Below are 24,237 nucleotides of genomic sequence, written 5' to 3'. Positions count from 1 at the left end.
GCATGGGCGAAGGTGTCCATGATCATTGTGTGACGAATGACGTGGACACCCTCGCGACCGCACTCTATGTCAGAACCGACGATCTGCTGGAAGCGGCACCTGAACTCGCGCCATGGCGGCCGAAGATTGGGATCCAGCCCCGGCTCACCGACGCCGAACTGGTCACCCTGGCGGTGATGCAGGCGCTGCTCGGGTTCACCTCCGAAGCCCGCTGGCTGCGACACGCACGAGCACATCTGGGCCACCTGTTCCGCTATCTGCCACTGCAACCCGGCTACAACAAGCGGCTACGGCGGGCCGCGGCACTGATCCGATCGGTCATCCGGATCCTTGCCTCCGACACGTCGTTATGGACCGATGACGTGTGGCTGGTCGACTCCACCCCGGTCGAGTGCGGACGGTCCCGGGAGACCTCGAAACGCTCGGACCTGGCCGGATGGGCACAGTTCGGCTACTGCTCCAGCCACTCCCGGTTCTTCTGGGGCCTGCGTCTGCACCTGGTCTGCACACTGGGCGGATTACCGATCGCCTACGCGCTGACCGGCGCCAAAGCCGACGAACGGCAGACCCTGCTGGGCATGCTCGAAGCCGATCCGGCACTGGTGAGCGAGCGTCCCGGCCAGACTGTGATCGCGGACAGGCACTACTACGGCCGCGACTTCGAGCACGCCCTGCGCACCGCTGGGCTGGTGTTACTGCGCCAGGCCCGCAAAGGCGAGGCCCCACGGCCTGGCGCACGCCTGTTCAAACCGCTGCGCCAGACCATCGAGTCGATCAACCAGACCTTCAAAGCCCAGCTCGATCTGGAACGTCGCGGCGGACGCACACCAGCCGGCGTCATCGTCCGCGTCCTCCAGCGCATCCTCGCCCTGACCGCCGCGATCTGGCACAACGACAAGACCGGCCAGCCCATCAAACGATCACTGACCCCCTACGACCACTGACCTCGGAAGCAACCATCTAGGTGGACTTGATGCCCGCCGCGGCGAAGTCGGCCTGCTGGGCGGGCTGCTCCAGGTACTCGCGGAAGGTCTGGGCGGCGCGCAGCGCGGTGTCGTCGATGCCCGGGCCGGCGAGCCCGATGAACGGGTAGTCCGCCGAGCGCGCGTTCGCCACCGACTGGGCGGGCGAGCCGATCATCTCCGGCTTCTTGGTGGTGAGCTCGCTGACCCAGTACGACGATTCGGGCAGCCACGCGGCCGGGAGCCCGCCGATGGAGTCCATCTTCGCCCGGCCGACCAGCGCGTCGAGCACCTGCGCCGACGCCTTGGCTTCGATCATGACGTGCACGCACTGCCCGTGGACGACGGTGGCGGCCTGGTTCCACCGCTCGGCCGCGGCGGTGACGGGCTTCTGCACGCTCGGGGTCACGACGATCCGCATGTGCGAGGTACCGCCGTCGCAGCTGGCGGCCTGCGCCTCGGCGCGGCTGTTGAGCTCGTTGTCGGCCCAGTTCCAGCCGACGATGCCGAGCCCGATGAGGACGGCGAGCACGAAACAGGCGATCGGCCAGCCGGCGATCCGGCGGCGCGGAGCCTTCTTCCCGACGATGCGGTGCGACCCGGTGGCGTCGCTCTTGCCGACGATCCGGTGCGAACCGGTGCCCTCGCCGCGGCCCGCCCGGTGGGGGCCGGTGCTGTCGCTGCGGCCGGCGCGATCGGGGCCGGTGTTGTCGCTGCGCTCGGTGCTTTCGCCGCGCTCGGGGGCCCGGGCGCCGGTGTCGTCGCCCCGGTCGAGGGTGCGGGAGGTCCCGGGCGCTTCGCCGCGGGCGGCGAGGTCGTCGTCCGGCCGGGCGATGACCTCGGTCCGTTCGGCGGCCGACTCGGGGTGGCGGTCGGCGGCTTTGCCGCCCTTGCGGCGCGAGCGGGGAGCGGGGGACCCGGCGGGGAAGGCGCCGGGCGCGGCGGCCGGGGCGGCTGGGTTGGCGCCGGGCGCGGCGAGGCTGGCGCCGGGCGCTCCGGCGGGGGCGGCGATCGGGTGGGCACCGGAGGCTCCGGCCCGGCGGGAAGCCCGGGTGGATCGGCCGGAGCCGGGGGCTTCGGTGCGGTCCGGGGCCGAGCGGCCGCCGCCCTTGCGGCGCGAGCGGGCGGGGGTGCCGGTGCTCCCGGCGGTGGCGTAAGCGGCGGTGGTTTCGCTGTCGGCGGCGGGGTGGGTACCGGAGGTGTCGCCGCGGCGGCCGGTGGCGGTTTCGCTGGCGGCGGGGTGAGCGCCGGAGATGCCACCGCGGCCGGGGGAGGTTTCGCTGGGGGCGGGGTGAGTGCCGGAGGTGTCGCCGCGGCGGCCGGTGGCGGTTTCGGCGTGGGCAACCGGGTAGGCGCCCGAGGCTTCCCCTCGGCGGCCGGCGCGAGCCGCGGTGGTTTCGCCGTGGGCGACCGGGTAAGCGCCGGAAGCTTCCCCGCGGCGCGCGAGGGTCGTGGTGATTTCGCTGCTCGTGACCGGGTGGGCACCGGAGGCCTCGCCGCGGCGAGGCGCCTGGGTCACCGCCGAATCACCACCGGCGACCGGGTACGAGCCCGAGGCTTCCCCGCGGCGCGGGGCGCGGGTCACGGTGGATTCGCCCCGGCCCGCCACCGGGTACGAGCCGGAAGCTTCGCCGCGGCGAGCGCCCGCGACCGGGTGCGAACCCGACGCCTCGCCTCGCCGGGCGGCGGGGTGCGCAACGCCGCTCTCGGGCGGGAAGCCGGGCGCCTCCGCCCCTTCCGTGAAGAAAACCGAACCGGATGACTCGCCCGGGGTCCGGGCGGCGGAACCGCGGCCCGCGATGCCGAAGGCGTCGGAGATGGAGCTGCGTCCCGGGGTGCGGAAAGCGCCGGACGCCTCGCTGCGCCCCTCGGGGGGCACGCTGGGCGTGCGGTCCTGAGGGTGCGGCACCGGCTCCTCGTCCCGGTAGTGTCGCCCCATCCGTCATCCTTTCGGGGTGAGCGCATGCCAAGCACGCGCTGCTATGCAATCAAACCGTTATCACCCTAACAGGTGAGTATCGGTGAGAGAATAATCTGACTCACAGTGGGTCGTGCTCAGGGTGCTGCGCTGACCAGGCGATGGCAGTGCGCAATCAGGCGATGACGCAGCGGCGCCGCCCGGCGGGCGAACTCGCCCTGGGCCCTGGCGTATTCGGCCCGGCCCGCCGCCGTCTCGATCCGCACCGGCGGGTAGCCCAGCTCGACCAGGTCGTACGGGCTCGCCCGCATGTCCAGCGTCCGGATCTCGACCGCCAGCTCGAAACAGTCCGCCACGAGCTCCGCGGGCACGAACGGGTCGAGCTTGTACGCCCATTTGAACAGATCCATGTTCGCGTGCAGGCACCCCGGCTGCTCGAGTGCGATCTGCGTCTCCCTCGACGGCGTCAGCTCGTTGAGCGGCCGCGCGGGCGCCGTGAAGAAGCGGAACGCGTCGAAGTGCCCGCAGCGGATGTCCAGGGCCTCCACGACCGCGTCGGTGCCCGCCGAACCCAGCCGGAGCGGCACCTGGTCGTGCCGGATCGAATCGGCAGGCTCGCGGTACACCATCGCCCACTCGTGCAGCCCGAAGCAGCTCAGCCGGGGCGCGCGCGACGCCGTCGCGGTCAGCAGGGCCAGGACGAACTCGGCCGTCCGCACCTTGCCCTCGCCGAACCCGGCGGGATCCAGCACCACGCCGTCGGGCGTTTCGACGTAGCCCTTGCGGTCCAGGAAGCGCCGCGCCGCGGGCCCGGCGAGCGCGACGCCGGGCCCGGGCTGCCACCGCTCGAGGTGCGACGGCCGGTACGAGTAGTAGGTGAACAGGAAATCCAGCACCGGGTGCTTCTCGCCGCGCGCCCGCCGCTGCTGGTGCGGGCCGGTCCAGCGCCGCATCCGCGAGACGTGCTCCGCCTCCCGGGCCAGCCAGTCCGGCTCGGCGAGCACCTCGACGCCGGTCACGCGCCCACGTGGGTGCCGTCGCGCACCGTGCCCACGTACTCCTCGACGAGGTCTTCCAGCGCGACGACGCCCACGGCGTTCCCGCTCGCGTCCAGCGCCCGCGCGAGGTGGCTGCGTTCCTTGCGCATCGCCGAAAGCGCGACGTCGAGCCGCGCGTCGGCACGCAGTTCGGTGAGCGCGCGCGTCTTCGAGTCGGGCACGGTCGTGCTCGGGTCCTGCCCGGCCAGCTCGAGGATGTCCTTGACGTGGATGTAGCCGGTCAGGCGCCCGTCGTCGGTGCACACCGGGAACCGCGAGAACCCGGTGGACGACACGGCCTTCTCGACCTCGCCGACGGTCGGCCCGCAGGGGAGCGTGGTCAGCTCGGCGGTGGGCACCAGCACGTCGGCGACCGTCTTCTGCACCGACGAGAGCGTCTGGGCGAGCCGCTGGTGCTCGGACTGGTCGAGCAGGCCCTCGCGGCGCGACTCGCTGAGCAGCTCGGCCAGCTCGTCGGACGTGTAGGCCGTCTCCAGCTCGTCCTTCGGCTCGACGCGGAACGCGCGCAGCAGCGAGTTGGCCACGAAGTTCAGCAGCCAGATGAACGGGTTGGCCAGCTTCACCCAGGCGACGTGCACCGGCACCAGCCACAGCGCGAGCCGCTCGGGCTCGGCGATGGCGAGGTTCTTCGGCACCATCTCGCCGATCAGCACGTGCGCCACGGTGATGAACGCGAGCGCGATGGCGAACGAAATGGGGTGCAGCAGCGCCTCGGGCAGGCCCAGCAGGTCGAAGGCCGCCGACAGCCGGTGCGCGATGGCGGGCTCGCCGAGGCGGCCGAGCAGCAGCGAGCAGATGGTGATGCCGAGCTGGGCGCCGGCGAGCATCAGCGACACGTGCTTGCTCGCGTTGATGACGATCTGCGCGCGCGTTTTGCCCTGCTCCAGGAGCGCTTCGAGCCTGTCGCGCCGCGAGGAGATCAGCGTGAACTCCGCGCCGACGAAGAAGGCGTTGAGCAGCAGCAGGACCACGACCAGGGCGATGTTCAGCCAGTCGGTCACGAGGCCACCTCCGGTTCCGGGGCCGCGCGGACCGGGGCGACTTCGACCTCGGCGATCCGGCGCTTGTCCATCGTGGTCACGGTGAGCAGCCAGCCGTCGACCTCGGTGGCGTCCCCCTCGGCGGGGATCTTGCCCAGCCGCTCGAGGATCAGCCCGGCGATGGTCTCGTAGTCGCCGTCCGGCATCCGGAACCCGGTGACGCCGGTGACCTCGTCGGCGCGCAGCTGCCCGGACACCAGCCAGCTGTCGGCGCCGACCTGCTGGGACGCGGGCGCCTCGCGCTCGTCGTGTTCGTCGCGGACGTCGCCGATGATCTCCTCGACGACGTCCTCCAGGGTCACCAGCCCGGCCGTGCCGCCGTACTCGTCGACGACGATGGCGAGCTGGAAGCGGGAGTCGCGCAGGCGCAGCAGCAGGTCGTCACCCGGCAGCGACTCGGGAACGGTCGGCACCGGCCGCATGACCGACCCGATCGGCACGGCGGCCCGGTCGGCGGCGGGCACGGCGAAAGCCTGCTTGACGTGCACGGCGCCGCGGACGTCGTCGAGGTCCTCGGCGTGCACCGGGAACCGCGAGAACCCGGTGCGGCGGGAGATCTCGATGAGGTCTTCCACGGTGTCGTCGACGGAGAGGGATTCGAGCTGCACGCGCGGGGTCATCAGTTCTTCCGCGGTGCGCTCGCCGAACCGCAGCGAGCGGTCCAGCAGCTCGGCGGTGGACGTGTCGAGCGTCCCGCTTTCGGCGCTGGACCGCACGATCGACCCGAGTTCCTGCGGCGAACGCGCCGACCGCAGCTCTTCCTGCGGCTCGACGCCGAACTTGCGCACCAGGAAGTTCGCGCTGTTGTTCATCAGCGTGATGAGCCAGCGGAACAGCGAGGAGAACCGCGAGTGGTAGCCGGCGACGGCGCGCGCGGTCGGCAGCGGCCGGGCGATCGCGAGGTTCTTCGGCACCATCTCGCCGAGGATCATCGACAGCGACGTGGCCAGGACCAGGGCGAGCACGATCGACGCGCCCCCGGCGAACCCGGCCGGGAGCCCGAGGCCGGTCAGCAGCGGCCGGACGAGCTCGCCGATCAGCGGCTCGGCCAGGTACCCGGTGATCAGCGTGGTCAGGGTGATCGCGACCTGGGCGCCGGAGAGCTGGAAGGACAGCGTCCGGTGCGCCTTCTGGACGGTCAGCGCCCGGCGGTCGCCGACCTGGCGGACGTTGGCCTCGACGGTGCTGCGTTCGAGCGCGGTCAGCGAGAACTCGGCCGCGACCGCGAGCCCGGTGCCGATCGTCAGCAGCACGAAGAGGAGGACGCCGAAGACGGCGAAGAGGATCTGGATCATTCCGCACCCGCCCGGGTGGCGGGGGATGAACCTATGGGACAGCCGGGTCGGTCACCCGGCCCGGTACTGTCACCGGGTGACTGCGCTGCGCGCACGAAACGGTCACTCCTAGCGGGAAATCGGCGTGTACTGCGGATATGCGGACAAGCTTAACGTGTCCCCGGTGCCGCCCGCTGGCGTGCGGGGTGTGTCGGAGCGCTCATCCGCGGCTCGGGCGGTGCCGCCGCACGGTTTCTTCGACGAGGTCGAGCACCGGCCCCAGCCCGGCGGCGGGCAATCCCATGGCCAGGTGCGAGACGAGTCCTTCGAGGACGAGTTCGAGGAACGCGGTGAGGACGTCGACGTCGACGTCGTCGCGCAGGTTCCCGGCCTCCCGCTGCCGCAGCAGGCGCAGCCGGGTGGCGGTGGTGAGCTGTTCGGACCGTTCGGCCCAGCGGGCCCGGAATTCGGGATCGGTGCGCAGCCGCCGGGACACTTCCAGGCGCGTCCCGAGCCAGTCGGCGGGGTGGTCACCGCCGGCCAGCAGATCCCGCATGACCTGGACAAGGCCCTGTTCGGCGACGACGTCGGCCATCCGCAGGGCATCGTCCTCGGCGAGGGCGAGGAAGAGCGACTCCTTGTCGCGGAAGTGGTGGAAGATGGCCCCCCGCGAGAGACCGGTGGCTTCCTCGAGGCGCCGGACTGTGGCACCTTCATAGCCGTAGCGCGCGAAGCAGACGCGCGAGCCGTCGAGGATCTGGCGCCGGCGTGCGTCGAGGTGATCCTGGCTTACGCGTGGCATCCTGAAATCCTGGCACCGCGGACCGGCATCTCGCAATCCGTACGTCCGTACTGTGACCCGGAGTGCGCGGGAACCGCGCGGTGACCCCCACCGTCTGAACGTTGCGGCGATTCGCTGACACGAAGTGAGACGGTTGGCTAAGGTTTGCCCATCACGGTGGGTGAGCTGAGGGGAAGGTGCGGCGTGATCATCGGTGAGGCCGGAGCGGCGGTTCAGGCGGTCTGGGGTGGCGACATCCTGGGTGAGCGCGGCCGTGTCTACGGTGGCGGTGGCGGCGGGGGCGGCCGGTTCGAGATGGCCCCGGAGGAACTCGCCTCGGTGATCGGCCAGTGGGAAGCCGAACTGGACAAGATCGTCGACGACGGCGAGCGGATCCAGAACATCATGCGGCTGCTCGAAGCACCCGGGAAGGATTCGGTCAGCGGCGGCTACGTGTCGACGAGCATGGACTCCCTCGCGGCGCTCCAGACCCAGAACGACTCCATGCGCAAGTACGTGCAGGGGTACATCAAAAAGCTGAAGGAAGCGCAGACGAAGACGGTCGCGACGGACCAGGGCATGGCCGACCCCTTCCGGACGGTGTGACCGTGCGCCTTCCTGCCCGCATCCTGGCTGGCGGCGTGGCCGCCGCGCTGCTGCTCGCGGGGTGTTCCCCCGAAACAACCGGGACGGCGACACCGGCACCGAGCGGGTCGGCGCCTGCCAGTGCGTCGGCCAACGCCGACGTGCCCAAGGTGGCCACCCCGCTCGACCCTTCGAAGTACGTCTCGAAGCCCTGCGACATCGTGCCGGGTTCGGTGCTGTCGTCTCTGCGGTTCACCGAACCGGGGCACACCCAGCTGCAGGACGACCAGTTCGGCGCGGCCGGGCCGGGATGTGGCTGGAAGATCTCCGGCGAAGGCGTGAGCATGCAGGTCATCATCGGCACCGGAAACCGTGACCGGGGCGCGGGTGGTCTGGCCGGGCTTTACGGAGCGCACGAAAGCGGCCAGTTCCCGTTCCTCGAGCCTGCCCCCGCCGTGGACGGCTACCCGGCGGTCTACGTGGACAAGCGAGACCGCCGCCCGATCGGTAACTGCGTCTTGGACATCGGCGTCGCCGACGACCTCGCTATCAACGTGTACGCCGGCGGGTATGAAGGCGCGGAGGATTCCTGCGCCGCGGCCCAGCAGGTGGCGTCCGCGGTCATCACCACACTCAAGGGGGCATGAGCGAGTGGACGGCAAGCAGATCTACGAGAACTTCAGACAGGGCGACACCACCGGCTTGCGCAACGCCGCGGATGAGGTTTCGCAGCTGTCGTCGGCCTACCTGGACCGTGCTCAGGGCATCAAGTCCCTGCAGGAGCGGATGAAGCAGGCTTGGACGGGTGACGCCGCCGATGCGGCGAACGCCGGAGCCGGGCCCCTCGAACAGGCCTTCGCCGAGACTGCCGCGCCGCTCGACGTGACCAAAGCTTCGGTCGACACCCAGGCCACCGTCTTCGACTCTTCCAGCAACTCCGTCGTCGAAGTGCCGCCGAAGCCCGACAAGCCGAATCCTTGGACCACCGGCCTGAAGGCCGCCATCCCGATCGCCGGGCCGTTCATGGCCAAGGACGACATCGACTCGTACCAGGCGGGGATGGCCAAGTACAACGCGGCGAACGAGACCAATGTCCGCGTCATGGACCAGTACAGCAGTGTCACCAGCGGGACCAGGGCCGTGCTGCCCACCGACTACGGGGTGCTCGAGGCCGATGGTGCCGCGATCGCGGTCAACACGCCGAGCACGCCCGGGCGGATCGACCGCACGGACAAGACCGGCTGGGGTGAGCAGCCGCCGCCGGGGACCGGCAGCGACGACCACACCTCGACCACCGGCTTCGATCCCGGCCACACCGGCGGTGGCGACAAGCCCGGCGGGACCGGGGGAACGGGCGGAACCGGCGGTACGGGCGGCACCGGGGGGACCGGCGGCACGGGAGGTACCGGCGGGACCGGCGGCACGGGAGGAACAGGCGGCACCGGCGGTACCGGTGGCGACGACACCCACACGACGGGCTCCGGCCGCCCCACTGTGCCGACGCGGCCGGGGCAGACGACCGACCAGCCCGGCAAGACGCCGCCGAACACCGGGGGGATCGACTTCTATCCCACCAACACCGGCGGTGGCCAGAACTACGGTCAGAACTACGGCCAGAACTACCTGAACCCCAACGACCCGAACTCCAGCACCGGCGGGCGCGGCCCGAACAGCGGCAACGCCGGCGGCCGGCTCCTCGACCCGACGGGCCGGGGCGGAACCGGCACCGGAAGCGGCAGCGGCAGCGGAACCGGCAGCGGCAGCGGGTCCGGCGGCGCGGGTGAGCGCGGGCTCGGCGGCGGCCGCGGGTCCGGCATGGGCAGCCTCGGCAACGCCGCCGCCGCGGAAGCTGCCGCGGCCAGGTCGGCCGGCGGGCGCGGCGGGCAGATGGGGCCGATGGGCCCCGGCGGGCGTCGGGGCGAAGGCGAGGAAGACGACGAGCACCAGCGGCCGGACTACCTGATCGAAGCGGATCCGGATGCGATCTTCGGCACCGACCAGCGGACCAGTCCGCCGGTCATCGGCGAGTAGGCGGGTGGACGTGGCAACAGGCCGGGTCGACGTTCCGGTCGAGGCACTGGCGGCGCTGGCCGAACGCGAGCAGGTCGGCCAGCTCCACCTCACCCTGCGCCCGGAGCCGCTGTGGCTCTCGGACGAAGAGCGCGAGGAAGCCGGCAAGCGGGTCGACGCCGCGCTCGCCGAGGCCGGGCTGGTCGATGCCCGCGGGCGGGCCACCGTCGACTTCCTCGACTGGCTCCCGTTGCTGGTCAGCCCGGCGCGGGAGTGCTACGGCTGGGTCGGCACCGGCGGTCGGACCTACGGCGTGCTCGCCGCCGCCAAGGGGCTGCAGGCCGTCCTGGCCGTCTCCGACGGGACGCACGTCGGCGTGCAGGAAATCGACCGGAACCGGCTTGCCGAGTCCCTCGTCGAGCAGCTGCCGCCGGTCGGGGCCGGTGGTGGGCGGCTGCGCACCGTCCGGGTCGCCGACCTGACCGAGGCGGCCCGCCGCGGGCAGGCCGCCTACCCGCTCGACCCGGCCGTCGCCGACGTCGTCAGCCTCGTGCAGCGGCCGGTCTCGGGCAGCGGGGAGCTCTACGTCGGCCGTCGCGACGACGTCGGCCGCCACACCTGCCTGCAGCAGCCGCTGCACTACGCCGACACCGACTGGGGGCGCTACCTCAGCTACACCGCCGGCTCGGGCGACGACGCCGTCATCCACATCGGCCCGGCGGGCCCGCAGGAGCTGGCCGACACGCTCGCCGAGCTGGCCGGCACGCTGGGCTGAGCGAAAAAGACCGTGCGCGGACGCCGCGTGCGGCGCTAACGTGACAGCGCTGTTGTATCTCCCGGTGGAAGGACGCGCTGATGCTGTACCCCGAGATCGAGCCCTACGAGCACGGCATGCTCGACGTCGGCGACGGGCACGAGATCTACTGGGAGACCTGCGGAAACCCGGCCGGGAAGCCCGCGCTCGTCGTGCACGGCGGCCCCGGATCCGGCTGCTCGGAGAACGTCCGCCGGTTCTTCGACCCCGAGCGCTACCGGATCGTCCTGGTCGACCAGCGCGGCTGCGGGCGCAGCACCCCGCACGCCGGCGCCCCGGTCGCCGACCTGTCGGCCAACACCACCGACCACCTGGTGGCCGACTTCGAGCGTCTCCGCGGCCACCTCGGGATCGAAAAGTGGCTGCTGTTCGGCGGTTCCTGGGGTTCGGTGCTCAGCCTGGCCTACGCGCTGCGCCACACCGAGCGGATCAGCGAAGTCGTCCTGATGGGCCTGGCGACCGATCGCTTCATCGAGATCGAGATGCTCATCCGCGGCCTGGGCGCGTACTTCCCGGACGGCTTCGCGAAGTTCCGCGAAGGCGTGCCGGAAGGCGAGCGCGACGGCGACCTTTCGGCGGCCTACCACCGGCTGCTGATGGACCCGGACCCCGCCGTCCACCACCGGGCCGCGAAGGACTGGTGCGCCTGGGAGGACGCGATGCTGCCGGGCGTGCCGCCGCACGACGTCTTCGAGGACCCGGCGTACCGGCTCTGCTTCGCCCGGCTCGTCACCCACTACTTCAGCAACCGCGCATTCCTCGAGGACGGCGAGATCCTGCGCCAGGCGGGCAAGCTCGCGGGCATCCCGGCGGTGCTGGCGCAGGGCGTGCTCGACACGAACAACCTCGTCGGCACGCCCTGGCTGCTGCACCACGCCTGGCCGGGCAGCGAACTGGTGATGCTGGACGACGTCGGGCACACGGTGTCGGCCGCGTCGATGCAGGAGGTCCTGATCGGCGCGACCGACCGCTTCGCGCTCAGGGGATGAGCAGCGCCGGCTCCCCTTCGGGAGTGAGCGCGGCTTCGGCGCGCCGGGCCCGGTTGGTCTCGGCCAGCCGCAGCCCGGTGACGCGCAGGGGGAGTCGGTCCATCTTCCACTCCGCCAGCAGCAGGGCGATCTTCGCCTGCATTTCCGTGCGCAGCCGCAGGAACGAGTCGGCCGGGTCCGCGCCGACCTCGCCCAGCAGCAGCCACCACGCCCACGCCGCCGCGCCCGCGTTGGCGACGAAGTCCGGCACCACCGCGACCCCGCGGGCCGACAGCGCGGCCTCCGCTTCCGGCGTCGTCGCGGCGTTGGCCGCTTCGACGACCACCTTGGCCTTCACGACGCTCTCGTTGTCCGCCCGCAGCGCGTAGGAGATCGCGGCCGGCACGAAGATGTCCGCGTCGATCCCGACGATCGTCTCCCGCGGCAGCGACCGGACCCCGGCGGGCAGCCGGGACCGGTCGACCTCGCCGAAGCGGTCGCGCAGGTCGAGCAGCGCCGGGACGTCGAGGCCGGTGGGGTCGTGCAACGTGCCCGCCGCGTCGGCCACGGCGACCACCTTCACCCCGGCTTCGTGCAGGTACCAGGCCGCGCCGCCGCCCATGGTGCCGATGCCCTGGATGGCCACCGTCGTTTCGCGCGCGTTCCAGTCCCACGCCGCCGCGACGCCCAGGCACGCCTGCGCCACGCCGTAGCCGCCGACGACGTCGCCGAGCAGCAACCCGCCGGGGACCGGCGCGTTGAGGCCCGCCTGCACCCGGCGCAGGGTCCGGGCCGGGTCGGCCGAACGGCGGATCGCCGCGTGGTACGACTGCTCCAGCCCCAGCTCGGCGAACACCGAGTCGATCAGGTGCTGCGGCACGCCCAGGTCTTCGGCGGTCACCCAGTGCGCGTCCAGCCACGGCCGCAGGAACGCGCAGAACCGCTTCAGCACGTCGAACGCGCGCGGGTCCTTGGGGTCGAAGTCGATGCCGCCCTTGGCCCCGCCGACGGGCAGGTTGAAGGTGGCGGTCTTGTTGGCCATGCCCCGGGCGAGGTCCTCGACCTCGGTCATCGTGCAGCCGGCCCGCATCCGGGTGCCGCCGGTGGCGACGCCGGAGACCAGGCTGTGCACGACCAGGTAGCCGGGCGCACCGGTCACGGGATCGGTCCACGTGAGCCGCATCAGCGGCTGGACGGGGGTCATCGGGCCACTCACCTCCAGGGAAGTCCGGGGCGGCCTCGTGACCGCCACCACGAGCGTGCGCCCCGGGTGGCCCGCCCGTCCATTTAACGCTGCTGCACGATCTCGTTTAAGTTTTGTGTATGGAGCTTTCGCTGCACCGCTTGCGGATGCTGCGCGAGCTGCACCGCCGGGGCACCGTGACCGCGGCGGCCGCCGCGCTGCACTACACCGCTTCGGCGGTGTCGCAGCAGCTCGCGCAGCTCGAGCGGGACGTGGGCGCGAAGCTGTTCGAGCGGCTCGGCCGGCGTGTCCAGCTGACCGAGCTGGGCACCTTGCTCACCGAGCACGCCGAAGAGATCCTCGGCTCGGTGGAGCGCGCGACGCTCGCCTTGGAAGAGGCCCAGGAGTCGCGAACGGTCCGGCTGACCGCCGGGGTGTGGGCGTCGGTGGCCTCGGGGCTGCTGCCGACGGCCCTGACCGCGCTCGCCGGCGAGCACCCCGGCATCGAGGTCCGCACCCGCGAACTGGCGCCGGAGGACACCGCCGAGGCGGTCCGCGACGGCACTCTCGACCTGTCGTTCGTGATCGAGTACTCCGACGCGCCGACCTCGTGGGACGCCGGGCTGGAGCGGGCCGTCGTGGCCGTCGAACGGCTGCACGCGGCGGTGCCCCGAGGTGCCGTGCCGTCCGGGTCGGCGGCCCTGGACGACCTCGCCGAGCACCCGTGGATCCTGGCCGGTGCCAAGTCGCACTTCGGCCGGGCGATGCGCACGGCCTGCCAGCGCCACGGCTTCAGCCCGAAGATCAACCACGAGGTCGAAGAGCAGTCGACGGCGATGGCGATGGTGGGCGCCGGGCTGGGCATCACCCTGGTCTCCGACCTCGGTCTGCGGCAGCTGCGGCCGCCGGGCATCGACGTCGTCACGCTGACCACGCCGCTGCTGCGGACGGTGTCGATCGCCTACCGGCGCACCGCGTCCCGGCGCCCCGCACTGCACCTCGTGATCGACGCCGTGCGGGCGTCCGCGGCCGAGCTCGGGCTGGGTACCGAACCCGCTTTGCCCTGATCAGGGACTTCTTACGGAGTGGTGAACGCCTCCCGAGGCGCAAGATCCGTCCTGAATTTGTCGTACCCCGCGTGTAGCGTCCGAAGGCGAGAAGTTCCCCCAGTCCTCTCCCGAACGGAACAGGAACGGACATGCAAGCGGTGCACGATTTCCCCGAGAAGTCGGGTAGTGCGTCGAACCGCACCGCGCGGGTCCTGGCGGACCGCGCGGCCGGCGAGGCGTACGTCGCATCGGTGTGTTTCAAGCACGGGCCACCCCGCCTGACCGGCGTGGAGCTGGAGTTCACCGTGCACCATGCCGACGACCCGGCAAGACCCCTCGATCCCGACGTCCTCGCCACGGCGCTGGGTCCGCACACCCCGCGGACGCTCCGCCCCGACAGCCCCGCCTCGCCGCTCCCGGCCGGCTCGCCCGTGAGCCTCGAACCCGGGTGCCAGGTCGAGATCTCCGCTCTTCCCCAGGCCTCCCTGCGTGAACTCGACGCAGCCGTGACAGCCGACCTCCACCACCTGCGCGACCGCCTCGCCCGGCACGGCCTCGTGCTGGGCGAAACGGGCATCGACGCCCACCGGGCGCCCCGCCGGCTCCTCCACACCCCGCGCTACGCGGCGATGGAGCGCCGGTTCGCGCCGATCGGTCCCGGCGGCCTCACGATGATGTGCAGCACCGCCGGCCTGCAGGTCTGCGTCGACGCGGGGGAGCCCGAGCACTACGCCGCGCGGTGGGCGGCCGCGCACGCGATGGGCCCGCCCCTGCTCGCCCTCTTCGCCAACGCCCGCGTCCACGCCGGACGGGACACGGGACACGCCTCGGCCCGCTGGCTGGCGGTGCACGACACGGAGGCGGTGCGCACGCGCACGGCCGCCGTCACGGGCGATGACCCGGCCGCCGCGTGGGCCGGGCGCCTGATGGACGTCCCCCTGATGGTGCTGCCCCGCGGCGACCGGCCGTGGGACGCCCCCGACGGGCTGACGTTCGCCGACTGGATCGACGGCCGGGGTGCGGCCGCCCTGCTGCCGAGGCCGACGGTGGCCGACCTCGACTACCACCTCACGACCATGTTCACGCCGGTCCGCCCGCAGGGGTACCTGGAGATCCGGTACCTCGACGCGCAACCGCCGGAGGAGTGGCTGGCGCCGGTGGCCCTGGTGGCCGCCCTGCTCGCCCGGCCGGCCACCGTCGAGAAGGTGCGCGAGATCTGCGCGCCGGTCGGCGGCAGGTGGACCACGGCGGCGCGGCGCGGCCTGGCCGACCCGGAGCTGGCGGCCGCCGCCGCGGTGCTGGCCGACCTCGGCTGCGCCGAGCTGGCCGCGACCGGGCTGGCGGAGGCGTCGATCACCGAGATCAGCGAGAGCGTGCAGGCGCGCGCGTACCGATCGAGGAGCGAAGGATGAGCACGGAAGCACTGGGTGACCTGAGCGCGCAGGACCTGCGTGCCCGGGCGGCCGAAGCACTGACGAGGGCGCGGGCGCGCAGCGTCGCGCTGACCGACGCGGTCGACGACGAGGACCTGGTCCGCCAGCATTCGAAGCTGATGTCGCCGCTGGTCTGGGACCTGGCGCACATCGGCGTCCAGGAGGAGCTGTGGCTGGTCCGGGACGTCGGCGGCCGCGAGCCGCTGCGGCCGGACATCGACGACATCTACGACGCCTTCCAGCACGCCCGCGCCGACCGGCCGGAACTGCCGCTGCTCGGGCCGGCCGAGGCCCGCGCGTACGTCAAGCAGGTCCGCGAGAAGGCCTTCGACGTGCTGGAACACGCGCCGATGGAGGGGCGGCGGCTGACCGAGCAGGCGTTCGCGTTCGGCATGATCACCCAGCACGAGCAGCAGCACGACGAGACGATGCTGGCCACCCACCAGCTGCGCAAGGGCGACCCGGTGCTGCACGCGCCCGAGCCGCCGCCCGCGCGGTCGGGTGCGCTGCCGGCCGAGGTCCTGGTGCCCGGCGGTGCCTTCACGATGGGCACGTCGGCCGAGCCGTGGGCGTTGGACAACGAGCGCCCGGCGCACGAGATCGCCGTCGACGCGTTCTGGATGGACACGGTGCCGGTGACGTGCGCCGCCTACGTCGAATTCCTCGACGGCGGCGGCTACGACGACCGGCAGTGGTGGAGCCCGGCCGGCTGGGCCTACCGGCAGGACAACGGCATCACCGCGCCGAGGTTCTGGAAGCGGGAGCAGGACGGCTGGTGGCGGACCCGCTTCGGCGTGTACGAGCGGATTCCCGCCGACGAACCGGTCGTGCACGTCTCCTACTACGAGGCCGAGGCCTACGCGGCGTGGGCCGGGCGGCGGCTGCCGACCGAGGCGGAGTGGGAGAAGGCGGCGCGGTTCGACCCGGCGACCGGCCGGTCGCGCCGGTTCCCCTGGGGCGACGAGGAACCGGGCCCAGAGCAAGCCAACCTCGGCCAGCGGCATCTGCGCCCGGCGCCGGCGGGGGCGTACCCGGCCGGCGCGTCACCGACCGGCGTGCACCAGCTGATCGGCGACGTCTGGGAGTGGACTTCGACCGATTTCCACGGCTACCCGGGCTTCGCGCCCTTCCCGTACCGGGAGTACTCCGAGGTGTTCTTCGGCCCGGAGCACAAGGTGCTGCGCGGCGGGTCGTTCGGCACGGACTCCGCGGCGATCCGGGGGACGTTCCGCAACTGGGACTACCCGATCCGGCGGCAGATCTTCGCCGGCTTCCGCACCGCCCGCGACGCGCCACCCGGCGAGGTGGGGTAGGCGCATGTGCCGCCACATCGGCTACCTCGGCGAGCCGCTTTCGCCCGCCGAGGTGCTCTTCCGCGCCCCGCATTCCCTGCTGGTGCAGTCCTACGCGCCGGCGGACATGCGCGGCGGCGGCTCGGTGAACGCCGACGGGTTCGGGCTGGGCTGGTACCCCGGCCCGGGCTCGCCGCCGCTGCGCCACCGGCGTTCGACTCCACTGTGGACGGATGAGACGCTGCCGTCGCTGGCCGCGGCGGTGACCGCGGGGGCGTTCGTCGCCGCGGTCCGCAACGGCACCACCGGCCTGCCGGTGACCGAGGCGGCCGCGGCGCCGTTCACCGCCGGCCCCTGGCTGTTCAGCCACAACGGCGTCGTCCGGGGCTACCCGGACTCGCTGGCCGAACTGGCCAAGACCCTGCCGGTCACCGAACTGCTGACGCTGGAGGCGCCGACGGATTCGGCCGTGCTCTGGGCCCTGCTGCGGGCCCGGCTGGCCACGGGGGAGGACCCGCTGACGGCGGTGGCGGCGCTGAGCGCCGCCGTCGAGGCGGCCGCGCCCGGCTCCCGGCTCAACTTCCTGCTCACCGACGGCGAAACGCTGATCGGCACGACCTGGACGCACGCGTTGTCCGTGCTGGAGACCCCGGCCGGCGTGCTGCTGGCGTCCGAACCCCTCGACGGCGACCCGCGCTGGCGACCCGTCCCGGACCACCACGCCGTGCGCGCCACCGCGGCCGGCGTCGACCTGCTTCCCCTGACCCCGGAAGGCACCCTGTCATGACCGAAGTCGATCTCGACCACCACCGCTCCGGCGACGCCGTCACCGCGGAACTGCGCGCCGACGTCGTCGCCGGGCTGACCGCGGAGCAGAAGTGGCTGCCGCCCAAGTGGTTCTACGACGCCGACGGCAGCGAGCTGTTCGAGAAGATCACCCAGCTGCCGGAGTACTACCCGACCCGCAGCGAGCGCGAGGTGCTGGCCGCGCACGCCGGCGACGTCGCGGAGCTGACCGGCGCGCACACGCTCGTCGAACTCGGCTCGGGGTCGAGCGAGAAGACCCGGCTCCTGCTCGACGCGCTCACCGCGCACGGCACCCTGGAGGCGTTCGTCCCGCTCGACGTGTCCGAATCCGCGCTGGCCGAGGCCGCCGAAGCGATCTCGAAGGACTACCCGGGCCTGACGGTTCGCGGGGTCGTCGGCGACTTCACCCAGCACCTGGACCTGCTGCCCGACGGCCAGCCGCGGGTGGTGGCCTTCCTCGGCGGCACGATCGGCAACTTCCTCCCCGCCGAGCGAGCGGCCTTCCTCCGCTCGGTCCGGGCGGTCCTGGACGAGGGGGAGTGGCTGCTGCTCGGCACCGACCTGGTCAAGGACTCACGGATCCTCGAACGCGCCTACGACGACGCGGCCGGCGTCACGGCGGAATTCGACAAGAACGTGCTGCGGGTGATCAACGCCCGCCTCGGTGCGAACTTCGACCCCGACGAGTTCGACCACGTCTCGCACTGGGACGCGGAGAACGAGTGGATCGAGATGCGCCTGCGGGCCCGCCGCGAGCTGACCGTCGAGATCCCCGGCGCGGACCTCACGGTGATCTTCGCCGCCGGGGAGCACATCCGGACGGAGATCTCCGCCAAGTTCCGCCCGAGCGGCGTCGAGGCCGAGCTGGCCGCGGCCGGGTTCGCCCTCGAGCACTGGTGGACCGACTCCCAGCAGCGGTTCGGGGTGAGCCTGGCAAGATCCGTGCGTGGCTAATCCTCTCCGGGCCCTCGCCCGGGCCGCCGGCACGAGACCGTGGCTGATGCGCACGGCCCGCTTCGTCGTGTGGGCGGACAAGAAACTGCACAAGGCGTTCGGCGGCCGGGTGAGCCTCGTGGCGCTCGCCGGGCTGCCGTCGCTGCGCCTCACCACCACCGGACGCAAGAGCGGGCTGCCCCGCAGCACCAACCTGCTCTACTACCCGCGCGAGGGCGACTTCGTGCTGACGGCGTCCAACTGGGGCCGTCCACACGATCCGGCGTGGGCGCTCAACCTGCGGGCGAACCCCCGCTGCGAGGTGGCGCTGGCGGGCAGGCCGGTCGACGTCCTCGCGCGGGAGCTGCGCGGCGAGGAATACGAGCGGATGTGGGACGAGCTGCTCGCGTTCTGGCCGGGGTATGCGATGGAGCGGCGCGAGGCCGCCCGGCCGTTGCCGGTCTTCGTCCTCACGCGGGTGGCCGAGAAGTTCTGACCATCCGTTCGGCCGGTGCCGGGATTCACCGATTTGTGCCAGTCTCACCCGGGTAACGCGCCGTGACGTCGTGATCTCGCGGCGCTGCGTGCAAGCGTCACCTAGGGAGGAACCGTCTTGCCGAGATCCACACAGAGCCGGGTGCGGGCATTCGCACTGGCGGGGGCGCTCGTGGCCGGCGTGGGACTGGCCGGCCCGGCCGGGACCGCTACCGCGGCCGAAGAATCGGCGGTCAAGCCCGCCGTCGTCGGCGCGACCCCCGCGGTCGCCTGGGGCACCTGCTCGAGCGACACCCTCGCCGGCGTGCCCGCGGACCAGGTCCGGTTCTACAGCTGCGCGCGCTACCGCGTCCCCATCGACCACGACAACGCCTCGCTGGGCACCATCGACATCGCCTTGCTCAAGCGAGCCGCCCGCACGCCCGGCAAGCGTGTCGGTTCGCTGTTCCTCAACCCCGGCGGCCCCGGCGGCTCGGGCCTGACGATGCCGATCGGCGGCCAGTACTACTTCCAGCCGCAGGTGCTCGACCGCTTCGACCTGATCGGTTTCGACCCGCGCGGGGTCGGCGAGAGCAACCCGCTGCGCTGCTTCACCACGCAGGAGGACGCGGACGAGGTCTTCAGCGCCCTTGTCGGCGTGCCGCTGTCTCGCGCCGAAATTTCGGGAACCCTAACCGGCTACCGCGACTACGGCCGGTTCTGCAGGAACAACGCGGGCTCGCTGCTCAACCACATGTCCACCAAGGACGTCGTGCGCGACCTCGACACGCTGCGTGCGGCGGTCGGCGACCAGAAGCTGACCTACGTCGGCTTCTCGTACGGGACGCTGATCGGCTCGACGTACACGTCGATGTTCCCGAAGCAGTCGCGAGCGATCGTGATCGACGGCAACGTCGACCCGGCGCTGCGCACCAGCGACGGCGTCGAGTACGACCGCGAGCGCGCGCAGGGGTTCGAAATCGCGCTGGACGGGTTCCTGAAGCGCTGTGACCAGGCGGGCGCGAAGTGCGCCTTCAGCGACGGCAACCCGCGGGCGAAGTTCGACGAGCTGCGGGAGTACCTGCGCAAGCAGCCCATCACGCTCCCGGCCGCCGACCCGATCGACATCAGCCGGTTCACCGGCGGGGTTTCGAGCGCCCTGTACTCCCCGGCGCGGTTCGCCGCCCTGGCCGAGGACCTGCAGGCGCTCTACACCGTCATCCACCCGGCGGGGGCGCAGGCCCAGACCCTGCAGGCCAAGCCGATGCAGGCGCTCACCGCGGGCAAGCAGGGCCTGGCCGACCAGAACCCGGACAGCCCGTACACCAGCGACGACTCGTACTTCGCCGTCAACTGCTCCGACAAGCCGTTCCGGATCAACCAGGAGCAGGTGCCGGGCATCGCCGCGAAGTGGGAGCGCGAATCGCGCACCTTCGGCCGGTACCAGGCGTTCGCCGACACGGCGGCCTGCCCGGTGTGGCCGGCGAAGCGGCCGGACGTCTACCGCGGCCCGTGGCAGGCCAAGACCGACGTGCCGGTGGTCGTGGTCGGCAACTACTACGACCCGGCGACGCAGTACAAGTTCGCCCAGCGGATGGCGGCCGAGCTCGGCAACACCCGCCTGCTGTCGGTCGACGCGTTCGGCCACTGCATCCTGGGCGACGCTCTCGGCGTCGACCAGGCCGTGGCCGACTACCTGACCGATCTCAAGGTGCCGGCGAACGGGCAGGTGTTCCAGCCGAACGTCCAGCCGTTCTGAGTGTGAACCCGGTCCCGCGGCCCTTCCCCGGGCCGCGGGACCGGCTACGCTGGCCGGGTTGATCATCGACGAACACGGGAAGCGAGGTGAGCGGCACATGCCAGCGGACAGTTCTCGGACGGCCGGGCGCGCGCTCACCGGAGGTTTCCGGCGGGGCTGAGCTCGCACCGTCCCCTGTCCGGCAGTGCGCGCACGCCGGAAAAGAGCCGGAAATGACCATCTTCGAAATGCTGCTGCGCGTGGGTGCCGGCGTCGGCCTCGGTGCCGTCATCGGGGTCGAGCGCCAGTTCCGCGCCCGGATGGCCGGGCTGCGCACCAACGCCCTCGTCGCCGTCGGCGCGACGCTGTTCGTGCTGCTGTCCGCCCACGGTTTCGGCGGGCTGGCCTCGAGCGGTGACGCCGACCCGACCCGGGTGGCCGCCCAGATCGTCTCGGGCATCGGGTTCCTCGGCGCCGGGGTCATCATGCGGGACGGCCTCAACGTCCGGGGCCTCAACACCGCCGCGACGCTCTGGTGCTCGGCCGCGGTCGGCGCCCTCGCCGGAGCCGGGCTGTACGCGGTCGCGGCGGCCGGGACCGCCGTCGTGGTCGGGGTGAACGTGGTGCTGCGCCCGCTCGGCCGCGCGGTGGACCGCCGCCCGGACGCCGGGGACGAGACGCCGACGAGGTACGCGTTCCAGGCCGTCACGCGCGACGCGACGGAAGCGCACGTGCGGGCGTTGCTCGTGCAGTCGTTGACCCGCACGGACTTCCGGCTGCTGTCGGTGCTGAGCACCGACCGGGCGGACCACACGGTCGAGGTGCGGGCGGAGCTGGTCGGCGACCAGCGCGACGACGCCCAGATGGAGGCCGCGGTGTCGCGGCTTTCGCTGGAGCCTTCGGTGTCGAGCGTGCGCTGGGAAGCCGTACCGGCATAGGAAAGAGCCTCCCCGCTCGAGCGAGCGGGGAGGCCCTCCGAACCGCGGAAACCCTTACGCCTGCGTCATCTTCCGCAGCACGTACTGCAGGATGCCGCCGTTGCGGTAGTAGTCCGCCTCGCCCGGCGTGTCGATGCGGACGTCCGCATCGAACTCCACCTTGGTGCCGTCCGCCTTGGTAGCGGTGACGTGCACCGTGCGGGGCGTCGAACCCTCGTTCAGCGCCGTGATGCCCGCGATGTCGAACGTCTCGGTGCCGTCGAGGCCGAGCGACGAGGCCGACTCGCCCGCCGGGAACTGCAGCGGGATGACGCCCATGCCGATCAGGTTCGAGCGGTGGATGCGCTCGAACGACTCGGTGATCACCGCGCGCACGCCCAGCAGCGAGGTGCCCTTGGCCGCCCAGTCACGCGACGAGCCCGAGCCGTACTCCTTGCCGCCCAGCACGACCAGCGGGGTGCCCTGCTTCGCGTAGTTCTGCGCCGCGTCGTAGATGAACGCCTGGGGCGCGCCCTCTTGCGTGAAGTCGCGGGTGTAGCCGCCCTGCACGTCGTCGAGGAGCTGGTTGCGCAGCCGGATGTTCGCGAACGTGCCGCGGATCATCACCTCGTGGTTGCCGCGCCGGGAGCCGTAGGAGTTGAAGTCCTTCTTCTCCACGCCGTGCTCGGTGAGGTACTGCGCGGCCGGGGTGCCCGGCTTGATCGCGCCGGCGGGGGAGATGTGGTCGGTGGTGACCGAGTCGCCCAGCTTCGCCAGCACGCGCGCGCCGGTGATGTCGGTGACCGGGGCCGGCTCCGGCGTCATGCCCTCGAAGTACGGGGGCTTCCGCACGTAGGTGGACTCGAGGTCCCACTCGAAGGTCTTGCCCTCCGGGGTGGGCAGCGACTTCCAGCGCTCGCCGCCGTCGAAGACGTCCGCGTAGTCCTTGGTGAACATCTCCTGCGTGATCGCGTGGTCGATGGTCTCCTGGATTTCCTTGGCCGTCGGCCAGATGTCCTTCAGGAAGACGTCGTTGCCCTGCGTGTCCTGGCCCAGCGGCTGGTTCGCGAAGTCGAAGTCCATCGTGCCGGCCAGCGCGTAGGCGATGACCAGCGGCGGCGACGCGAGGTAGTTCATCTTGACGTCGGGGTTGATCCGGCCCTCGAAGTTCCGGTTGCCCGAGAGCACCGAGACCGCGGTGAGGTCGTTCTCCTGGATCGCCGCGGAGATCTCGTCCGAGAGCGGGCCGGAGTTGCCGATGCACGTGGTGCAGCCGTAGCCGACCAGGTGGTAGCCCAGCTTCTCCAGGTACGGCCACAGGTTGGCCTTGGTGTAGTAGTCGGTGACGACCTGCGAGCCCGGCGCCATCGACGTCTTCACCCACGGCTTGACCGCGAGGCCCTTGTCCACGGCGTTGCGCGCGAGCAGCGCGGCGCCGAGCATGACCGACGGGTTCGAGGTGTTGGTGCAGGAGGTGATCGAGGCGATCACCACGGCGCCGTGGTCGAGCACGAACTCGCCGCGGTCCGACGTGCTGACCTTGACCGGCTTGCTCGGCCGGCCCGACGCGCCGTTCGCGGCCGAGCTGGTGACCGGGGCGGCGTCGTCTTCGGCGAAGGACAGCGACGGGGCGTCACTGGCCGGGAACGACTCCTCGGAAGCCTCGTCCATCTTCGTGTGCGGCGTGTTGTCTTCGCCGTCCACGTAGTCGTGGATCGACTTGCGGAACGACGACTTCGCGTCGGTCAGCTCGATGCGGTCCTGCGGGCGCTTCGGGCCGGCGATCGACGGGACGACGGTCGACAGGTCCAGCTCGAGGTACTCGGAGTAGGCCGCCTCGCGCGACGGGTCGTGCCAGAGGCCCTGCTCCTTCGCGTAGGCCTCGACCAGCGCGACCTGCTCGGCCGAGCGGCCGGTCAGCTTGAGGTAGCGGACGGTCTCCTCGTCGATCGGGAAGATCGCCGCGGTCGAGCCGAACTCCGGGCTCATGTTGCCGATGGTGGCGCGGTTGGCCAGCGGCACCTCGGCGACGCTCTCGCCGTAGAACTCGACGAACTTGCCGACGACGCCGTGGCGGCGCAGCATCTCGGTGATGGTGAGCACGACGTCGGTGGCGGTGACGCCGGCCGGGATCTCGCCGGTGAGCCTGAAGCCGACGACGCGCGGGATGAGCATCGACACCGGCTGGCCCAGCATGGCCGCCTCGGCCTCGATGCCGCCGACGCCCCAGCCCAGCACGCCGAGGCCGTTGACCATGGTGGTGTGCGAGTCGGTGCCGACGCAGGAGTCGGGGTAGGCCTGGCCGCCCCGGGACATCACCGTGCGCGCGAGGTGCTCGATGTTGACCTGGTGCACGATGCCGGTGCCCGGCGGGACGACCTTGAACTCGTCGAAGGCGCCCTGGCCCCAGCGCAGGAACTGGTAGCGCTCGCGGTTGCGCTCGTACTCGATCTCGACGTTGCGCTCGAAGGCGTCCGGGCGGCCGAAGACGTCGATGATCACCGAGTGGTCGATGACCAGCTCGGCCGGGGCCAGCGGGTTGACCTTGTCGGGGTCGCCGCCCAGGTCGGTGACCGCTTCGCGCATGGTGGCGAGGTCGACGACGCACGGGACGCCGGTGAAGTCCTGCATGATCACGCGGGCCGGCGTGAACTGGATTTCGATCGACGGGTCGGCGTTCGGGTCCCAGGAGCCGAGCGCGCGGATGTGGTCGGCGGTGATGTTCGCGCCGTCCTCGGTGCGCAGCAGGTTCTCGAGCAGGATCTTCAGGCTGTAGGGCAGCCGCTCGGCGCCCTCGACCTTGTTCAGGCGGAACACCTCGTACGAGGCGTCGCCGACCTTCAGCGTGTCTTTGGCGCCGAAGCTGTCCTTGCTGGCGGGTGAGGTCACGTCTAACTCCAGTGGCGGGGACGCCGCTCCGTCGCGGCAGGGGAGTCCCGGGTCAGTTCGGTCGGTTCGGTGGGGCGAGTCTTGCGCACCCCCACCGTAGGACCGGATGCGG

21 protein-coding genes are annotated in these 24,237 nt (G+C 71.8%); 14 read left to right on the top strand and 7 right to left on the bottom strand.

Annotation, left to right across the window (positions count from 1 at the left end; all coding sequences use genetic code 11):
• The first annotated feature begins 29 nt into the window (after window positions 1-29).
• The gene (locus tag QRY02_RS14975; protein ID WP_285992127.1) at window positions 30-944 is read left to right on the top strand and encodes an IS982 family transposase; all 915 of its coding nucleotides are present in this window, start codon (window positions 30-32) and stop codon (window positions 942-944) included.
• A gap of 16 nt (window positions 945-960) precedes the next feature.
• On the opposite strand, the gene QRY02_RS14970 is transcribed toward QRY02_RS14975, so the two are convergent.
• From QRY02_RS14970 to QRY02_RS14950, 5 genes are all read right to left on the bottom strand, one after another.
• Window positions 961-2,901 carry a hypothetical protein gene (locus QRY02_RS14970; protein WP_285992126.1) on the bottom strand — a complete coding sequence of 647 codons (1,941 nt, stop codon included), beginning with the start codon at window positions 2,899-2,901 and terminating at the stop codon, window positions 961-963.
• A gap of 116 nt (window positions 2,902-3,017) precedes the next feature.
• Window positions 3,018-3,899: a 3-methyladenine DNA glycosylase gene (locus QRY02_RS14965; RefSeq protein WP_285992125.1), complete on the bottom strand. Its 882-nt coding sequence runs from the start codon at window positions 3,897-3,899 to the stop codon at window positions 3,018-3,020.
• Window positions 3,896-4,939, bottom strand: a complete 1,044-nt coding sequence (locus QRY02_RS14960; RefSeq protein ID WP_285992124.1) for a hemolysin family protein — start codon at window positions 4,937-4,939, stop codon at window positions 3,896-3,898. Before QRY02_RS14960 ends, QRY02_RS14965 begins: the two co-directional genes overlap by 4 nt.
• A complete protein-coding gene (locus tag QRY02_RS14955) occupies window positions 4,936-6,273 on the bottom strand; it encodes a hemolysin family protein (protein ID WP_285992123.1) in 1,338 nt (445 codons plus the stop codon). The genes QRY02_RS14960 and QRY02_RS14955 overlap by 4 nt, the downstream gene beginning before the upstream one ends.
• Before the next feature lie 199 nt (window positions 6,274-6,472).
• The gene (locus QRY02_RS14950; RefSeq protein WP_086848108.1) at window positions 6,473-7,054 is read right to left on the bottom strand and encodes a TetR/AcrR family transcriptional regulator; all 582 of its coding nucleotides are present in this window, start codon (window positions 7,052-7,054) and stop codon (window positions 6,473-6,475) included.
• 183 nt (window positions 7,055-7,237) lie between these two features.
• Between QRY02_RS14950 and QRY02_RS14945 the strand changes: the two genes are divergently transcribed.
• The 5 genes from QRY02_RS14945 (at window position 7,238) to pip (ending at window position 11,431) form a co-directional block, all read left to right on the top strand.
• Entirely contained in the window at window positions 7,238-7,639 is a 402-nt protein-coding gene (locus QRY02_RS14945) for a hypothetical protein (RefSeq protein WP_285992122.1), read from the top strand.
• Entirely contained in the window at window positions 7,636-8,265 is a 630-nt protein-coding gene (locus QRY02_RS14940; protein WP_502874205.1) for a DUF3558 domain-containing protein, read from the top strand. The genes QRY02_RS14945 and QRY02_RS14940 overlap by 4 nt, the downstream gene beginning before the upstream one ends.
• A gap of 4 nt (window positions 8,266-8,269) precedes the next feature.
• Window positions 8,270-9,649: a hypothetical protein gene (locus QRY02_RS14935; RefSeq protein ID WP_285992120.1), complete on the top strand. Its 1,380-nt coding sequence runs from the start codon at window positions 8,270-8,272 to the stop codon at window positions 9,647-9,649.
• Between the two features lie 4 nt (window positions 9,650-9,653).
• The gene (locus tag QRY02_RS14930) at window positions 9,654-10,403 is read left to right on the top strand and encodes an ESX secretion-associated protein EspG (protein ID WP_285992119.1); all 750 of its coding nucleotides are present in this window, start codon (window positions 9,654-9,656) and stop codon (window positions 10,401-10,403) included.
• Window positions 10,404-10,483: 80 nt separating this feature from the next.
• Window positions 10,484-11,431 carry a prolyl aminopeptidase gene (gene pip / locus QRY02_RS14925; protein ID WP_285992118.1) on the top strand — a complete coding sequence of 316 codons (948 nt, stop codon included), beginning with the start codon at window positions 10,484-10,486 and terminating at the stop codon, window positions 11,429-11,431.
• Here pip and QRY02_RS14920 read toward each other — a convergent pair.
• On the bottom strand, window positions 11,421-12,614 hold the full coding sequence (locus QRY02_RS14920) for a Glu/Leu/Phe/Val dehydrogenase dimerization domain-containing protein (protein WP_285992117.1): 1,194 nt from the start codon (window positions 12,612-12,614) through the stop codon (window positions 11,421-11,423). The genes pip and QRY02_RS14920 overlap by 11 nt on opposite strands.
• A 119-nt stretch (window positions 12,615-12,733) precedes the next feature.
• Here QRY02_RS14920 and QRY02_RS14915 point away from each other — a divergent pair, with 119 nt between their 5' ends.
• From QRY02_RS14915 to QRY02_RS14880, 8 genes are all read left to right on the top strand, one after another.
• A complete protein-coding gene (locus QRY02_RS14915; RefSeq protein WP_285992116.1) occupies window positions 12,734-13,660 on the top strand; it encodes a LysR family transcriptional regulator in 927 nt (308 codons plus the stop codon).
• 131 nt (window positions 13,661-13,791) lie between these two features.
• Complete coding sequence (locus tag QRY02_RS14910; protein WP_285992115.1) at window positions 13,792-15,054, top strand: glutamate-cysteine ligase family protein; 1,263 nt, start codon at window positions 13,792-13,794, stop codon at window positions 15,052-15,054.
• On the top strand, window positions 15,051-16,388 hold the full coding sequence (egtB, locus tag QRY02_RS14905; protein WP_285992114.1) for an ergothioneine biosynthesis protein EgtB: 1,338 nt from the start codon (window positions 15,051-15,053) through the stop codon (window positions 16,386-16,388). The genes QRY02_RS14910 and egtB overlap by 4 nt, the downstream gene beginning before the upstream one ends.
• Window positions 16,389-16,392: 4 nt before the next feature.
• Entirely contained in the window at window positions 16,393-17,154 is a 762-nt protein-coding gene (egtC, locus tag QRY02_RS14900) for an ergothioneine biosynthesis protein EgtC (protein ID WP_285992113.1), read from the top strand.
• Window positions 17,151-18,128 (top strand): L-histidine N(alpha)-methyltransferase, encoded by a 978-nt coding sequence (egtD, locus tag QRY02_RS14895; protein WP_285992112.1) that lies wholly within the window; start codon window positions 17,151-17,153, stop codon window positions 18,126-18,128. Before egtC ends, egtD begins: the two co-directional genes overlap by 4 nt.
• Before the next feature lie 46 nt (window positions 18,129-18,174).
• Window positions 18,175-18,603: a nitroreductase family deazaflavin-dependent oxidoreductase gene (locus QRY02_RS14890; RefSeq protein ID WP_285993841.1), complete on the top strand. Its 429-nt coding sequence runs from the start codon at window positions 18,175-18,177 to the stop codon at window positions 18,601-18,603.
• Between the two features lie 141 nt (window positions 18,604-18,744).
• On the top strand, window positions 18,745-20,340 hold the full coding sequence (locus tag QRY02_RS14885) for an alpha/beta hydrolase (protein ID WP_285993840.1): 1,596 nt from the start codon (window positions 18,745-18,747) through the stop codon (window positions 20,338-20,340).
• A 212-nt stretch (window positions 20,341-20,552) separates the two neighbouring features.
• Window positions 20,553-21,257 (top strand): MgtC/SapB family protein, encoded by a 705-nt coding sequence (locus QRY02_RS14880; protein ID WP_285992111.1) that lies wholly within the window; start codon window positions 20,553-20,555, stop codon window positions 21,255-21,257.
• Window positions 21,258-21,311: 54 nt separating this feature from the next.
• Here QRY02_RS14880 and QRY02_RS14875 read toward each other — a convergent pair whose 3' ends face one another.
• Window positions 21,312-24,125 (bottom strand): aconitate hydratase, encoded by a 2,814-nt coding sequence (locus QRY02_RS14875; protein ID WP_285992110.1) that lies wholly within the window; start codon window positions 24,123-24,125, stop codon window positions 21,312-21,314.
• Window positions 24,126-24,237: the final 112 nt, after the last annotated feature.

Source organism: Amycolatopsis sp. DG1A-15b (assembly GCF_030285645.1).
GTDB lineage: Bacteria > Actinomycetota > Actinomycetes > Mycobacteriales > Pseudonocardiaceae > Amycolatopsis.
This window is presented reverse-complemented; position numbering and strand designations above follow the sequence as displayed.

Excerpts from the sequence above, each read along its gene's own strand:
- QRY02_RS14950 (WP_086848108.1), bottom strand. The coding sequence starts at position 7,054 with ATGCCACGCGTAAGCCAGGATCACCTCGACGCACGCCGGCGCCAGATC.
- pip (WP_285992118.1), top strand. The coding sequence starts at position 10,484 with ATGCTGTACCCCGAGATCGAGCCCTACGAGCACGGCATGCTCGACGTC.
- egtD (WP_285992112.1), top strand. The coding sequence starts at position 17,151 with ATGACCGAAGTCGATCTCGACCACCACCGCTCCGGCGACGCCGTCACC.
- QRY02_RS14910 (WP_285992115.1), top strand. The coding sequence starts at position 13,792 with ATGCAAGCGGTGCACGATTTCCCCGAGAAGTCGGGTAGTGCGTCGAAC.
- QRY02_RS14915 (WP_285992116.1), top strand. The coding sequence starts at position 12,734 with ATGGAGCTTTCGCTGCACCGCTTGCGGATGCTGCGCGAGCTGCACCGC.
- QRY02_RS14955 (WP_285992123.1), bottom strand. The coding sequence starts at position 6,273 with ATGATCCAGATCCTCTTCGCCGTCTTCGGCGTCCTCCTCTTCGTGCTG.
- QRY02_RS14890 (WP_285993841.1), top strand. The coding sequence starts at position 18,175 with ATGCGCACGGCCCGCTTCGTCGTGTGGGCGGACAAGAAACTGCACAAG.
- QRY02_RS14880 (WP_285992111.1), top strand. The coding sequence starts at position 20,553 with ATGACCATCTTCGAAATGCTGCTGCGCGTGGGTGCCGGCGTCGGCCTC.
- egtC (WP_285992113.1), top strand. The coding sequence starts at position 16,393 with ATGTGCCGCCACATCGGCTACCTCGGCGAGCCGCTTTCGCCCGCCGAG.
- egtB (WP_285992114.1), top strand. The coding sequence starts at position 15,051 with ATGAGCACGGAAGCACTGGGTGACCTGAGCGCGCAGGACCTGCGTGCC.
- QRY02_RS14920 (WP_285992117.1), bottom strand. The coding sequence starts at position 12,614 with ATGACCCCCGTCCAGCCGCTGATGCGGCTCACGTGGACCGATCCCGTG.
- QRY02_RS14970 (WP_285992126.1), bottom strand. The coding sequence starts at position 2,901 with ATGGGGCGACACTACCGGGACGAGGAGCCGGTGCCGCACCCTCAGGAC.